This is a genomic window from Flavobacterium panici (genome assembly GCF_024499525.1).
Lineage (GTDB): Bacteria > Bacteroidota > Bacteroidia > Flavobacteriales > Flavobacteriaceae > Flavobacterium > Flavobacterium panici.
The window spans coordinates 1,486,726-1,502,225 of the sequence record NZ_CP100437.1 but is presented as its reverse complement, the minus strand read 5'-3'; the positions used below and the strand labels follow the sequence as shown (position 1 = coordinate 1,502,225).

Here is a 15,500-nt window from a genome sequence, read left to right as displayed (position 1 = left end):
TAGGAAACTAAAATCAAAAAAATAGTTTCCGTCATTTTTGTAATAATTTTACATTAAATTATTCATTATGTAAGATTTATATACTAAATTCCAGATTGGCTATCAGTTTAATATCTTTTCCAAGAGCTAAACCTCCATTATGATGAAAAGAATTGTAGTCCAGACCAAAATCCTGACGTTTGATATCTCCTTTAATCTCAAAAGCAACCTTTTTTTCTCCGTTGTAAGTGTTGACACCAATAAATTCTGCATCAAGTTCTACCACTCTTGTTACATCTTTTATCGTTAAATCGCCTTTAAAGAAATTGATGTTATTGTTTATTTTTTGAAATGAAGTCGATTTAAAACTAATAATTGGATGTTCGTCTACATCAAAGAAATCCTGAAGCTGTAAATTCGTATCGATTTGCTGAAAGCTTTCTTTTTTATTATTAATATCCAATGAAAATTCAACCGATGCATCTTCAATTTCATTGTCTTCAATATTCACATAACCGTCAAATTTATTTGTCGTTCCTCCTAAATAAGCAATTATAGAATGTCTCATTTTGATTAAAACATCAGATTGAGTAGAATCTATAGTCCATGTTGTTTTCATAAATACCTAATTTTAATGAGTTTATAAATTTTTCAAACTCTTCACGGAAACTTTTTTAGTGTTCCAAGTTTCCATTTAATGGCGCAAATATAGAAAGGAAACTCTAAACACCAAAAAAGTTTCCAAGTTTTTTTCAAAATAATTTTAACTTCTTAAGATTTAGTTGATTTAATGGCAATTTTAAGTGGAAACTATCTTTTAATTTTAAGAAAGAAATAATTCATTATGAATCGTATCTTTGGGCTTCGTAAATCAGAATTTCATTTTATGCACGATATTAGTCAGTACCAGGATTTTTTTATTGAATATTTAAATAAACAAGACATACATAAAGAACCTAAAAATCTTTACGAACCTATTGAATACATTTTAGGGCTTGGCGGAAAACGCATGCGTCCGGTACTTACTTTAATGGCCGCAGAAGTCTTTAATACTGATTATAAAGTGGCACTTCCGGCGGCAATGGCTGTTGAAGTTTTCCATAATTTTTCGCTTGTTCATGATGATATTATGGATGATGCGCCTTTGCGAAGAGGTCAGGTTACGGTTCATGAAAAATGGAATTTAAACACCGGAATTCTTTCTGGTGATACCATGCTTATTTTGGCATATCAATATTTTGAACAATACGAACCGGCAGTTTTTAGAGATTTAGCAAAACTTTTTAGCAAAACGGCTCTTGAAGTTTGTGAAGGACAACAATGGGATGTTGATTTTGAAACACGTAAAGATGTTACGATTCCGGAATATCTAAAAATGATTGAATATAAAACGGCTGTTTTGGTTGCCGCTGCCATGAAAATGGGTGCAATTGTGGCCAAATCTTCTGAAAAAGACGGCGATTTAATCTATGATTTCGGATTAAACTTAGGTCTGGCTTTTCAATTACAAGATGATTATTTAGATGCTTTTGGTGATCCGGAAACTTTTGGAAAACAGGTGGGCGGTGATATTATCGAAAACAAAAAAACATATTTATACTTAAAAGCTTTAGAATTTTCTTCTGCTGAAAAAGCTTCAGAATTAGAGCAATTATTCAGCTTACAATTAGAAGATAATTCAGAAAAAATAGAAACTGCAAAAGCTATTTTTAACGAATCTGGAGCTTCAAAAGCAACTCAGGAAGCGATTGAAATGTATACTTTTAAGGCTTTTGATACTTTAGAAAAAATGGACATTAACGCTGAAAAGAAAGATATTTTAAGAACTTTTGGGGAGAATTTAATGGGAAGAAAAGTTTAGTTTTTTTGCCACAGATTAAAAGGATTATATAGATTTTTTTTGTTTGCCACGACCCGAGCGATAGCGAATAGGCGAAGCAATTACACGAATTTCCACGAATTATTCATCATAATTAAATTAGTGAAAATTCGTGTAATTCGTGGCGAAAGACTCTACACATAGTAAACCCGACAAGTTTTAAAAACCTGTCGGGTTTGTCATTTACAGCATCATCTAAAAGGGCTTCGACTTCGCTCAGCCGGACAAACGTTATTATAGAACTGAGTGTCATCCTGAGCGAAGTCGAAGGCTATTTTAACTAAAAAGTTCATCAGGATCAACCAAATCTGATAATTTTTGTTTTAAATCATCTTCTAAAATCGTTAAACCAAATTGATACGAAGCGTTCATCCATCCAAAACCTTCTTCGGTTATGTAATTAAACTCCGTTCCTACGTTTCCGTATTCGGCAAAAATTTTATGTGAACTTATTGATAAATCAAACTTTTCCGGAATGGTTCCGTTGTAATCAACTGCGTTTCTTGTAATCAGCCAAAGCCAGCGATACACCATTTCCTGCGCTTCTTCATTAAAATTATAATTTAATAAACCTTCCCATAAAAGCATTTGATGCGGTGCCCAGCCAAACGGATAATCCCATTGTCGTGTTGGCGAATTATCATCAAAACCAGCAATAGATTCTTTGGTACTTCCGGCAATTCCGCCTTTCATTTTAAACTTTGGAAGCGTTTTTTTAACCAAAATATCGGCTTGTTCCTGCGTGCTTATTTTTGCCCAAAGTGGATAAAAAGTTGTTGCTGCGTCAAAAACATGCTGCTTTTCGTTCACAAAGTCATAATCGAAATAAATTCCGTTTTCAGGATTCCATAACAATTTGTTTATTTTTTCTCTTCTTTCAGATGCTTTTAAAATCCAATAATCACTTGAAAAAGATTTATCTTCAAAATATTGAAATTCATTTTTAAAGTATTTCTTAATCAAAAAAGCAATGTCAGTTTCGTATTTATAAAGTAAACTATTAATCGCAACCGTATTTAAATTAGCGCAGACTCCAACCAATCGATGCGTTGTATCGTGGCCGCTTTCGCGCATACTTCTATCATGTGTAAAATATTTATCGAGTTCAGGATCGACGATTTCTCTTTCGAGATATTTCTTTTCGAATTCACGGGTTGATAGATTATATTTTGGCGCATATTGTTCCAGAATATCATCAAAATGTCCTTCTTCAACTTCAAACGGAAGCCCGATTCCTTCTGCTTTATAACGGTTTAAACCATTTGCAGTAAGTCTTTTTCCTTCTTCCATCCAAACCGTTAGATATTCTTTTATGGCAGTTTTTAAATGTCTTTCAATCCAAAAAATATCAGGATTAGACCTTTCCAAAACATCCATAATCAGCGACGTATAAAGCGGCGGCTGTGTGCGGGTTAAATAATAACTACGGTTAGCGTTTAGAATTTTTCCGTAATGGTCGATTTGATATTTGAAGTTTTCGGCAATTCCTAAAGCAAGGTCAATTTTATCATCAATCAAAAGTCCTTTGGCAATGAAATAACTATCCCAACCGTACATTTCATTGAATCTTCCGCCGGGAACCACAAACGGAACGCCCGAAATTTCATTGTTTTTTATTTGAAGTGCCAAAGCAAGAATTCCCGGTTTTTTATTTAGTGATAAAACATATTCTGGTGAAATGTTTTTAGGCAATTGCACCACTTTTAACTTTGGAGTTGCGACTTCTAATTTCTTGAAATAATCAAAAACAATTTCGTCACCAAAAGGCACATATAAATAGGCAAATTCATTTTCGATTTTATCGTCTTCCAGAATTTTCTTTACGCCTGTTGCATCAATTGTTCTGGTAAGACCCTTCCAATACAAATCTTTTATTTTTCTTGAAATACGTTTTACAGGATCTTCGGTAATTTCATTTAAATCTATTTCGGCAAATTCGGTATTATTTTTTTTAGCCAAAGCCAATTCCTGCAATAAATTCGAAAGCTGATAAGTTCCTTTAATATCTGCGGGATTTCCATCTAGATCGTACAGCAAAAATTTCTTTGGACCGTTATCATCAATCGTAATTTTTTTATCGCCGTCAGTATCTTCCTGAATCAATAATTTTTCGATGGTTTGGGTTATATGCAGTTTAAATTTCATCTTTTGCAGTTATTTTTTTAAGAATAAAAAAGGATATCAATAATAAAGTCATTGGGATTAACGTGAAATAAAAAGCTTTTTCCGGCCCTTCGTTTTTAAAAAGCCAGCCTGTTATTCTGGATCCTAAAGTACCGCCAAGAGCAGAAAAAATCACAATTAATCCGGTCATGGAACTTTGTAAATTCTTTGGTAAAGCACTCAGTACAATGGAATTTAATAACGGATAAATAGGTGCAATAAATAATCCGATTAAAGGAAATGCGAAACCAATTAAGGGAATATCTGAAAGTGTATTAATGTTTTTTACTTCTAACCCAACTGTTTTTGGAAGTACAAAAACGACAATCAACATCGCAGAAATTATACAAACACTTAAAACCCAAATCCAGTTTACTTTTTTGGTTACAATTCCAGCGACTAATCTTCCTATTGCTAATGAAATTGCCAGAATACTGGCCATCATAATACTAATATTTTCCGGCAGATGAAGCACTTTTGTATTAAATGTGGGTAACCACGAAAGTATTCCCTGCTCGATCATTACAAATAAAAACACGCTGATTACAAAAATAACGGTCAGCAGTTTTGCCATTAATTTGAACATCTGCAAAAAATCATCTTTGAGATTTGCTCCTGCTGCGACTTCGGCTTCTTCAAATTTTATAAAAAGTAAAAATAGAAAGGAAACAAACGATAATCCTGCTAATAACCAATAGACATTTAACCATGAATTTGGATCGTTTTCGTTATTAAAAGCCGGAAATAAAAAATAAGCCAGCGCAATTCCTACCATAAAAAAACCTTCGATACTGCTCATTAAAGCGTTGTGTTCTTTTTTGGTTTCGGTTACGGTTCCTATTAAGGAGTAAACCGAAACTTTTATCAAAGCAAATGAAACTCCAACGGTTGCAAAAAGGATTTTAGCGTTGTCAAATGAGTTTCCAAAATACATAGAAATACAAGCTAAAGTAACCAAAGCCAATCCTATTAACATCGCTTTTCTATAGCCTATTCGGGGCAAAAAAGAGGCTATAAAAAACGATACAATAGCAATTGGCATGTCTTTAAAGGCCTCTAAAATACTCGCCTGAACTTCATCGACTCCGTAATTTCTCTGTGATTTTAAAATCACAATTCCTACGCTGTTTAATAAAATAGCGAAGACAAAATAATTGAGGTAAAGTGAGATTTTAATTCCTATGTTTTTCATTTTTCTATTTGTTTTGTCTATGCTTTTCTTTGTGGTTACTGTGCGGAGACGCACTGCTGTGCGCCTCTACAGTAACTGTACGTGTATTAAATTTAACACATAGAAACATAGCTTAGATTGAACTCAAAAGGCGTTTCACTTGCATTAATTCACATAGCTATGTGTGGAAACTAGTTTCTTTTTTGCTCTTTTTTTAGCTTATAAAAATCTATGTTTCTATGTGTTTAATATTTTTTTATTCGTTGTGGTTACTGTGTGGAGACGCACTGCTGTGCGCCTCTACAGTAACTTTGCGTATATTAGATTTAGAAATTAACGGCTACAGAAAATCTAAACGCGCGTCCTAAAATAGGTCTTGCCATGAACACATCGCTTGCTGCAGATGTTGTTTGTCTTGGATCTCCTTCTGTTAAACCAATTTCGTTGAATAAATTCGAAGCATCGACTGCAAAACGAAGGTTTTTATACGTGTAATTTAAACCTGCTCCCACTTCTTTATAAGCCGGTAAAACTTGTTTGTTATCCTGATTCGTGAATTTTTTATCATAATAAGAGAACTGAACATAAGCTGTAAAATCTTTTGTAATATCAACTTCTGGTCTTAGGTTACAGAAAAATTTAGGAATTCTTCTTGCTGTATTTCCGTTAAAATCAAAAGTAGAACCGTCGGCATTTGTTCCAGTGAAATTATCATACTCTGGTTTTTGAACCGTGAATGTAAAGTTCAGTTTTACAAATTCATATCTTGCATTGGTTTCTACTTCAAGACCAATGTTGTTTACATCGGCAAATTTATTTTCTGAAGATCCATCAGATAAGATATCCGTGAAAGCAACATTTTTTAATCCCATGTAAAATAAATTCGCATTTACAGAGAAGAAAGAACTTGAATATTTATAACCTAATTCAAACTGATTTACTTCTGTATTTTCTAATTTGCTTAAATCTGCTGCATTATCATAAAATGATTCTTCAATTGGAGATCTAAATCCGTGGCTGTAACGAACGTATGAAGCCATATTGTCGTTGAATTTGTAGTTTCCAGCTGCAGTATATGACCATTCGCTTACATCATATCTCCAGTATGTATACGGATTTCCTTTTACAGTTGTTACTGCATCATCAGCAGTATTATTGTCTAAAATTCCTAAGTCTTCAGAGAAAAATCTAGCATTGTCTCTGTATCCGGAATATTTGTCTTTGTTGTATCTTAAACCTGCGTTGAAAGTCAAATTATCTGTCGCTTTAATTTCTGCGTCAGCATAAATATCATTCAAAAGTCCTTTTGTTTGTGCATCTCTTTCAAGCCAGGTAATTCTTTCTACACCATTCCAGGTATGATCCACTCCGGTTGTATTATCTTTTACATTTAATAATCTTGGATTGTCTGAAACGCCTACTAAATACGAATTCCAGTTCCAGTATTGGTTTGATTTCCAGTTAGAATAGTAGTAACCAGCCGTTAATTTCACAGGATCTAAATCAAAAGAAAAAGAGAAATTATTCGCAAAATTGTTCATTTTCTTTTCAATATGCCAAAGGTCTGCTCTCATAATTAAGGCATTTGGATCAAGAGTCTGTCCGTTATCTACATAACTGTACGTCAAATTACTGGCCGTTGTGTTTTGAACTCCGGTTGCATACGCATCTTGTGTCCAAGGTCCGCCATTTGGGAAAATAGCATTGTAATTTAAATCGATGCTCGTTTGTTTAAAGGCATTTTTGAAAGTAACTTTATCTGAAATTTTCTTTTTGAATTCAGCTCCAATTGAGTTGATTACAGGATGAGAACCATCTTCTAAATCTGCGCTGAAAGTTCCGCCTCCATATTGAGGAACATTTAAATGACTGAAATTTACAGAAGTCAGCGTTCCGTAATTTGGATTAAATCCGTCAATACCTTCAATTTTTCCATTATTGCTTTTTAAAGGAATTGGCAAATAGAATGTATTTCTGTCATCAAGATGTTTGAAGTTAACTCTTAAATAATCGTTGTCGTCAAATTTATAAGTGATGTTTCCTTTTATTTGCCCTCCTTTATTAGCTGTAAAACCAGTATTTCTTACACCATTATCAGCTCTGTAAAATCCTCCGACATTAAAAAATAATTTGTCCTGAATTAAAGCGCCTGATAAATTAAGGTCAGTTCTGAACATACCGTAGTCTGAAGTCGTGAATTTTGCTCTTCCCTGAAAATCATTCTGACCTGTTTTTGAAATAAAGTTGATAATTCCCCCAGGAGCATTGTTTGCAAAAATTGACGCAGAACCTCCACGAACAGCTTCCATTTTGCTTACCGTTTCATCTAATCTGTAAAAAGTATCCGCGTTGGCAAATTGTAACGCACCATCTTCAAAAACCGGTAATCCGTCTTCCTGAATTTGTACATATTCATAAGCTCCCGCAGACGGAATTCCTCTTGCAAAAAGGTTATTTCCAATTTCTCCTCCAGATGCTTCAACCACAAATCCCGGAATTGTCTGTAATAAAGCCGCTGTACTTGATGGCGCTCTGTCTTCGATTGCTTTTGCTCCCATTGTGGTAATAGCAACACTCGATTCTAATTTTGATCTTGGGGCAGATGAACCTGTTACTACCACTTCTTTCAAACTTTGTGATTCGGTTTCTAAAAGTAAATCTGCCGCTACAGATTCTCCTTCTTTTACCGAAATTTCTTTACTGTATGTTTTGTAACCCACATTTGTTGCTTCTACAACATAATTTCCGGCAATAACATCCGTAAAAACATAACGTCCGTTTTCATCTGTTATCGTATTTTTTCCAGTGTCTTTTAAAGATACATTTGCTCCCGGAATAGATTGTCCGGTTTCGTCTAATACTTTTCCAGACACCGTGTTTTTTGCCTGGGCAAATAAATTATTTGGAACAGTAATTAAGCATATTATCAAAAATAATATACCTAAATAAGAATGTTTCTGTTTCATGATTTTTTTGGTTTAGTTAGTAAATTTTTCATTTATACTGTAAACTTAAAACACTAATTAAACACAATTTAGCAATTCTAAATCGAAAACGTTTTCGAAATCACCTAAAACGTTTTCGGAAATATATTTTTTATCAATGAAGTTTATTTTTTAGTACATTTATTTCATGAATGATACAAAATTAATAGATATAGCCTCGGCCTTAGGAATATCAGTCACAACGGTTTCAAAGGCATTAAAAGGATATACAGACATTAGCAAATCGACACGTGCCAAAGTTATCGAAATGGCCGAAACGATGAACTATATGCCTAATTCTGTAGCGGTTAATTTAAGAACCAACGAAACCAAAACCATTGGTGTCATTATCCCCGCAACCGTTCATCACTTTTTTTCGAGCGTTTTAAACGGCATTTTAGAAGAAGCCGAAAAAAGAGGTTATCTGGTTATCATTCTACAATCAAACGAAAAATATGAGATGGAGAAAAAACAGCTTGCTTTATTGATTCAAAAGCGAGTTGACGGTGTTTTAATGTCTCTTTCGAACGAAACGGATGATTTCTCTCATATTAATGAAGCGATTCGAAAAAATACGCCTGTTGTTTTGTTTGATAAAATTGCCAAAAGAGTCGAATGTTCTAAAGTGGTAATTAATGATGCCAAAGCGGCTTATGATGCTGTTACATATCTTATTAATAAAGGGTATAAAAAAATCGCTCATTTTAGAGGTTCGTATGTTCCTCAAAATTCTATTGATCGTTTTTTAGGTTATAAACGCGCGCTCGAAGCGCACGGAATTGAGTACGATTCGAAATTAGTTTATGTTTGCGATAACAATACAGATTTTGAAGACGGCTACGAAAATGCCCAAAAAATCATGAACGAACATCCGGATATCGATGCTATTTTTGCAATTACAGATTTAGTCGCTATCGGGATTATTAAATATTTTAATGAAGCAGGAATAAAAACGCCGGATCAGGTTGCGGTTTTTGGCTTTAGTAATTGGTTTATGAGTACAGTAATTTCGCCTAAATTAACGACAATTGATCAGCCTGGATTTGAAATGGGACACACTGCGGTTTCTATTTTAATTGATGAAATTGCCGACATAAAAGAACACAAACCTGTAGTGCATCAAATTATAGAACTTCCAACGAGAATCATTGAAAGAGAATCAACGGTTAAATGATTTTTTAGTTTTAACTTTGCCTCAATTCTTAAAGAGCATCAATGTTTCCAATTCCTGAAAATACCGATTTTTTATTGGCTGATGCCGAAAGAGAAAATTTATATTTAAGTCTGATTGAGCAAATCAATAAAGATTTTAATCTGGCCAATGAAGGAATTGATTTTCCGCTTAGTATTTCTCCCGAAGAATTAAAAATCCAGCTTCACGAAAAAATTTACAGAATGATTCAGTACAAATTTGCTGAATATCTGAACCTTCTTTATATTATTGATGTTTCTGAAATCGAAATCAAAAAACTCGATGGTTCGGATTTAGTAATTTTAGCTGAACAGGTTGCTTTTTTAATTTTAAAGAGAGAATGGCAGAAGGTTTGGTTTCGTAATCATTACAAATAAAAAAAAGGTGCAAAGGCACAAAGTTGCAAAGTGACAGAGTTTCCTCACTGTGCGAGTAGTTTTTAATCCTATGATAAAACCTTTGAACCTTTGTCGCTATGAACCTTTGAACCTCTAAAAATAAACACGAACAAAAGGCATAAACCCAGAACCATAAAGGCTTTTATCAGGATCATATAAAACATCGTAGCGAGCGCCAATTGTTACATTTCCAGTTCTGTAACCAGCTCCAAGATACAAGGCGGTATTCCAATAACTATCAGAAAAAGCAGGTCTGTTGATGTTGGCTTCATATCTAGTATCTACTCTTACTTGCTCTAATTCGGCAGATAATTGAACTTCGGGAATTGGGTTTACAAGCGTAATTAAACTTCCGCCATAAACATACGATTCATAATAGTCCTTTGAGTTTAAGTAACCAAATTGTAAACCAAGACCAAAGGAAACAATTTCGTTAACATTGTAAATCGCGCTTGGCATTACTGAGATGTCTGTATAACCGGAACCAATTCCTAAACCGAGCCCGCCTCCAAACTGCACTTTATCCCAGAAATGGTTTTTGTTATCAATAACATACGTTTGCTGCGCATTTGCGTAACATGAGAATAAGACTGTCAAAATCACAAAAAAAGATCTGCAATCGATTGAAAAATGTTTTTTCTTCATAGTTAACGTTTATTTTAACAAATTTTTACGTAAAAGTACGTAAAAAAAAGGTTTAAATAAAGTCGATTGTTGTACTTTTGCCTTTCTATTTAACAAAAAGTATATTCACTAATATTATGGATAGGTTTTCATTTTTAAATGCAGCGCATACCGAGTTCTTTGCACAATTATACGATCAATATTTAGTTAACCCAGACAGCGTTGAGCCAAGCTGGAGAAGTTTCTTTCAAGGTTTTGACTTTGGACAAACGACTTATAATGACGAAAATCCAGTGCAGACCATTGTTGAGTATGTGACTAGCCCAAACACAGATTACAGTCAGGTTTCAGACAAACTGCAAAAAGAATTTAATGTTTTAAAATTAATTGATGGATACCGTACGCGCGGACACTTGTTTACAAAAACAAACCCTGTTCGTGACCGTAGAACTTCTTCTCCTACTTTAGATATTGAGAATTTCGGATTATCAGCTGCTGACCTTCCAACTGTTTTTGATGCTGCGCAGACAATCGGAATCCCGCCTTCTTCATTAGAAGCTATCGTAAATCGTCTTAAAGCTATTTACTGCCAGCATATTGGTATTGAATATATGTACATCAGGAATCCTGGCGTTGTAAAATGGATTCAGGAAAAACTGGCGGTTAATGTGAACCAGCCAAATTTCTCTACAGAAGAAAAGAAAACAATCTTAAATAAATTAAATGAAGCTGTTTCTTTCGAGAACTTCCTTCACACTAAATATGTTGGACAAAAACGTTTTTCACTAGAAGGTGGAGAATCTATTATTCCGGCTTTAGATGCTTTGATCGAGCAGGCTGCAGAAAAAGGTGTTGAACAATTCGTAATGGGAATGGCTCACCGTGGTCGTTTGAACGTTTTGGCAAACATCTTTAATAAATCTACTCAGGATATTTTTGGCGAGTTTGATGGTAAAGATTACGATCAGGAATATTTTGATGGTGACGTAAAATACCACTTAGGTCTTACTGCCGACAAAAAAACAAGATCTGGAAAAAGTATCAACATCAATTTAGCACCAAACCCTTCTCACTTAGAAACGGTTGGAGCTGTAATTGAAGGTATTACAAGAGCGAAACAAGATAAATATTTCCCAGAAGATTTCTCTAAAGTATTGCCAATCGCGGTACACGGAGATGCTGCAATTGCTGGTCAGGGTATTTTATATGAAATTATTCAGATGGCGCAGCTTGACGGCTACAAAACTGGAGGAACAATTCATATTGTAATTAACAATCAGGTTGGTTTTACAACTAACTATTTAGACGCTCGTTCTTCTACTTATTGTACAGACGTTGCTAAAGTAACACTTTCACCAGTTTTACACGTTAATGCTGATGATGCAGAGGCAGTTGTACACGCAGTATCTTTTGCATTAGATTACAGAATGCAATTTGGACGTGATGTATTTATCGATTTATTAGGATACAGAAAATACGGTCATAACGAAGGTGACGAACCTCGTTTCACGCAGCCGGTTTTATATAAAATCATCGCAAAACATAAAAATCCAAGAGATATTTATGCTGAAAAATTATTGTCTGACGGCGTAATCGATGCATCTTATGTAAATGCTTTAGAAAAAGAATACAAATCTGCTTTAGAGGAGAATTTAGAAGCTTCCCGTAAAAAAGATTTGACAATCATAACTCCATTCATGAAAAACGAATGGGATGGATTTGTTCAGGTAACTGATACACAAATGCTTCAAAAAGTAGATACTACTTTTGACAAAAAAGGATTGGATTCTATCATCAATACAATCTCAACGTTACCAGCTGATAAAAAATTCATCAGTAAAATAACTAAAATTGTTACGGACAGAAAAACTGGATACGATAACAATACTGTTGATTGGGGAACTGCTGAAGCATTAGCTTACGGTTCACTTTTAACAGAAGGATTTGACGTTCGTATTTCTGGTCAGGATGTTGAAAGAGGAACTTTCTCTCACCGTCACGCTGTAGTAAAAGTGGAAGATTCTGAAGAAGAAGTAATTTTATTAGACGGAATCGAAAACAAAAAAGGAAAATTCGGCGTATTCAATTCACTTTTATCTGAATACGGTGTTCTAGGTTTTGATTACGGATATGCATTAGCAAATCCAAAAGCGTTAACAATTTGGGAAGCACAATTTGGAGATTTCTCTAACGGAGCTCAAATTATGATTGACCAATACATTTCATGTGGTGAAGATAAATGGAACAACCAAAACGGTATCGTTTTATTATTACCTCACGGATATGAAGGACAAGGTGCAGAACACTCTTCTGCAAGAATGGAGCGTTACTTACAACTTTGTGCAAGACAAAATATGTATGTTGCAGATTGTACAACGCCAGCCAACTTCTTCCACTTGTTAAGAAGACAAATGAAAACTAATTTCCGTAAACCTTTAATAGTTTTCTCTCCAAAAAGTTTATTACGTGATCCAAGATGCGTATCAACTGTTGAAGAATTAGCGACAGGAAGTTTCCAGGAAACAATTGATGACAATACAGTAGATAAAAAGAAAGTAAAAACATTAGTTTTTGTTACTGGTAAATTCTACTATGACATTGTTGCAGAAAGAGAAAACAACGGAAGAACTGATGTTGCAGTTGTTCGTATCGAGCAATTATTCCCTTTACCAGTTGAGCAGTTAAAAGCAATTATCGCACAATATCCAAACGCTGATGATTATGTTTGGGCTCAGGAAGAACCTAAAAACATGGGAGCTTACAGCTTTATGTTAATGAACTTTGATCTTGTAAAATGGAGATTGGCTTCATTAAAAGCATACGCTGCTCCGGCATCTGGAAGTTACACACGTGCAAAACGTCGTCACGCAGATGCAATTAGAATGGTATTCGATAAAAATTTATTCAGATAATAAAAAAATTGTTTCAAGTTTCAGGTTTCAAGTTTAACAACATGAACCTGAAACCATAAAAACCTTAAACAAAAACAAAGATGATTTTAGAAATGAAAGTCCCATCACCAGGGGAATCAATAAAAGAAGTTGAAATTGCAACTTGGTTAGTAAAAGACGGAGATTATGTAGAAAAAGATCAGGCTATTGCTGAAGTTGATTCAGATAAAGCTACTCTTGAATTACCTGCTGAAATGAGCGGTGTTATTACACTAAAAGCTGAAGAAGGTGATACAGTAGCTGTAGGCGCTGTAGTTTGTTTAATTGATACAGATGCAGCAAAACCTGCAGGCGGCGCTCCGGCAGCAGAAGCTCCTAAAGCTGAGGCACCAAAGGCAGAAGCTCCAAAAGCAGAAGTAAAAGCTGAGGCTCCAAAAACAGCTCCGGTTCAAGCTCCGGCAGCAACAAGTTACGCAGCTGGAACTCCATCTCCTGCAGCAAGAAAAATATTAGACGAAAAAAATATTGCTCCGGCTACAGTTTCAGGAACTGGAAAAGGTGGAAGAATCACTAAAGATGATGCTGTAAATGCAGTACCTTCTATGGGAACTCCAACTGGTGGAAGCCGTGGAACTGAGCGTACAAAATTATCTATGTTACGTCGTAAAGTAGCAGAAAGATTAGTTTCGGCTAAAAACGAAACAGCTATGCTTACTACTTTCAACGAAGTAAACATGACGCCAATTAACCAAATTCGTAATGAATACAAAGATGCTTTCAAAGCGAAACATGGTGGTTTAGGTTTAGGATTCATGTCATTCTTTACAAAAGCAGTTACAAGAGCTTTACAATTATATCCAGATGTGAACTCTATGATGGATGGTGATTACAAAATTGCTTACGATTTTGCTGATATCTCAATCGCAGTTTCTGGACCAAAAGGATTAATGGTTCCTGTTGTTCGTAATGCAGAATTATTAACTTTCCGTGGAATTGAAGCTGAAATTAAAAGATTAGCTTTAAGAGCTCGTGACGGTCAAATTACTGTTGATGATATGACAGGTGGAACTTTCACAATTACAAATGGTGGTGTTTTTGGAAGTATGTTATCTACTCCAATTATCAACCCTCCTCAATCAGGAATTTTAGGAATGCACAACATTATTGAGCGTCCAATTGCTGTAAACGGAAAAGTTGAAATTCACCCAATGATGTACGTTGCACTTTCTTACGACCACAGAATTATTGACGGACGTGAGTCTGTTGGTTTCTTAGTTGCTGTGAAAGAAGCTTTAGAAAACCCATTAGAATTATTAATGAATGGCGATGCTAAACGTGCTTTAGAATTGTAATCAGAATAATTTTCAATTATATACAGAACCTGTTCATTCATTTGAGCAGGTTTTTTTATTTATAGTATCGAATTAAATCATTTTATTTTTAAAATTTAATTTAGAATAAATAAAAATAGCTTGGATTGTTGGCATTCATGACTTAGATTTGCAGAATCAAAAACAATTTAAAATTATCATCTCATAAACTGGACGATAATTTAATTCAATCTGTAAAATCATGATAACAATAGCAAGCCTTATCGTTTTTTTAGCTTTTTATACCCTTTACTACACTTCAAAAAGAGCCGCATTATCATATGATTTTGGTTTTGAAAAATGGATGAAGAAAAATCCAAAACAAACTAAAATTACTGGTTTAACACTTCTTGTAGCTGCTTATGCCATCTGGCTTTTTACGCAGTCTTTAGGAAGCGGAACTTTAATGTTTTTTATTCAGCTAATGACCATTGGGAGTTTAATTATCATTCTTAGACCATTAAAAAAAGTAAACAGTAAAGCACTTTTAACCATCCTGATTCTTGTTGCTTTATTAGAACTTTATTACAATTAAACTTTTTTGACCAATGCCAGCAAATTCAAAATATTTAACTCCTGCATTTTGGCCTCGTTTTGCCAAAATTACCGCAGCAATTTTAGGCGGTTACTTTGTTTCTGTTACTTTCCATTTAGCTTTAGCTTCCTGGTTTAACCGTCCGGAAGTTTTAATGACAATGGCTTTTAGCGGATTTATACTTTGGGTTGTTTTGATGGTTTTGGCTTTTTTAGCCAAAAGCGGATTGAAAATTTGGGGAATTTACCTTCTCCTTACTTTAGTTTTTTCTGCTCTTGTTTATCTTGGTCAAACTTATAATCCCGTTACGTAAT

At 34.4% G+C, this 15,500-nt stretch carries 12 protein-coding genes; 7 read left to right on the top strand and 5 right to left on the bottom strand.

Features of this window, described 5'->3' with window-relative positions; translation table 11 throughout:
- Positions 1-76: 76 nt before the first annotated feature.
- On the bottom strand, positions 77-598 hold the full coding sequence (locus tag NLJ00_RS06700) for a YceI family protein (RefSeq protein WP_053471529.1): 522 nt from the start codon (positions 596-598) through the stop codon (positions 77-79).
- A 267-nt stretch (positions 599-865) separates the two neighbouring features.
- Here NLJ00_RS06700 and NLJ00_RS06695 point away from each other — a divergent pair, with 267 nt between their 5' ends.
- A complete protein-coding gene (locus tag NLJ00_RS06695; protein WP_053471572.1) occupies positions 866-1,840 on the top strand; it encodes a polyprenyl synthetase family protein in 975 nt (324 codons plus the stop codon).
- Between the two features lie 294 nt (positions 1,841-2,134).
- Here NLJ00_RS06695 and NLJ00_RS06690 read toward each other — a convergent pair whose 3' ends face one another.
- The 3 genes from NLJ00_RS06690 to NLJ00_RS06680 form a co-directional block, all read right to left on the bottom strand.
- Positions 2,135-4,003 carry an alpha,alpha-trehalase gene (locus tag NLJ00_RS06690; RefSeq protein WP_256636659.1) on the bottom strand — a complete coding sequence of 623 codons (1,869 nt, stop codon included), beginning with the start codon at positions 4,001-4,003 and terminating at the stop codon, positions 2,135-2,137.
- Positions 3,993-5,213: an MFS transporter gene (locus NLJ00_RS06685; protein WP_256636658.1), complete on the bottom strand. Its 1,221-nt coding sequence runs from the start codon at positions 5,211-5,213 to the stop codon at positions 3,993-3,995. The genes NLJ00_RS06690 and NLJ00_RS06685 overlap by 11 nt, the downstream gene beginning before the upstream one ends.
- Before the next feature lie 305 nt (positions 5,214-5,518).
- Positions 5,519-8,158, bottom strand: a complete 2,640-nt coding sequence (locus tag NLJ00_RS06680; RefSeq protein WP_256636657.1) for a TonB-dependent receptor — start codon at positions 8,156-8,158, stop codon at positions 5,519-5,521.
- A gap of 166 nt (positions 8,159-8,324) precedes the next feature.
- Here NLJ00_RS06680 and NLJ00_RS06675 point away from each other — a divergent pair, with 166 nt between their 5' ends.
- Both NLJ00_RS06675 and NLJ00_RS06670 read left to right on the top strand, forming a co-directional pair.
- Positions 8,325-9,350, top strand: a complete 1,026-nt coding sequence (locus NLJ00_RS06675) for a LacI family DNA-binding transcriptional regulator (protein WP_180857165.1) — start codon at positions 8,325-8,327, stop codon at positions 9,348-9,350.
- A 41-nt stretch (positions 9,351-9,391) separates the two neighbouring features.
- A complete protein-coding gene (locus tag NLJ00_RS06670; RefSeq protein WP_053471534.1) occupies positions 9,392-9,745 on the top strand; it encodes a hypothetical protein in 354 nt (117 codons plus the stop codon).
- 114 nt (positions 9,746-9,859) lie between these two features.
- Here NLJ00_RS06670 and NLJ00_RS06665 read toward each other — a convergent pair whose 3' ends face one another.
- Positions 9,860-10,411 carry a hypothetical protein gene (locus NLJ00_RS06665; RefSeq protein ID WP_180857163.1) on the bottom strand — a complete coding sequence of 184 codons (552 nt, stop codon included), beginning with the start codon at positions 10,409-10,411 and terminating at the stop codon, positions 9,860-9,862.
- 116 nt (positions 10,412-10,527) lie between these two features.
- Here NLJ00_RS06665 and NLJ00_RS06660 point away from each other — a divergent pair, with 116 nt between their 5' ends.
- The 4 genes from NLJ00_RS06660 (at position 10,528) to NLJ00_RS06645 (ending at position 15,499) form a co-directional block, all read left to right on the top strand.
- Positions 10,528-13,302 (top strand): 2-oxoglutarate dehydrogenase E1 component, encoded by a 2,775-nt coding sequence (locus NLJ00_RS06660; RefSeq protein ID WP_256636656.1) that lies wholly within the window; start codon positions 10,528-10,530, stop codon positions 13,300-13,302.
- Between the two features lie 80 nt (positions 13,303-13,382).
- A complete protein-coding gene (gene odhB, locus NLJ00_RS06655) occupies positions 13,383-14,633 on the top strand; it encodes a 2-oxoglutarate dehydrogenase complex dihydrolipoyllysine-residue succinyltransferase (RefSeq protein WP_180857161.1) in 1,251 nt (416 codons plus the stop codon).
- Positions 14,634-14,853: 220 nt separating this feature from the next.
- The gene (locus NLJ00_RS06650) at positions 14,854-15,186 is read left to right on the top strand and encodes a hypothetical protein (protein WP_256636655.1); all 333 of its coding nucleotides are present in this window, start codon (positions 14,854-14,856) and stop codon (positions 15,184-15,186) included.
- Positions 15,187-15,199: 13 nt separating this feature from the next.
- The gene (locus tag NLJ00_RS06645; protein ID WP_256636654.1) at positions 15,200-15,499 is read left to right on the top strand and encodes a hypothetical protein; all 300 of its coding nucleotides are present in this window, start codon (positions 15,200-15,202) and stop codon (positions 15,497-15,499) included.
- Position 15,500 lies beyond the last annotated feature (1 nt).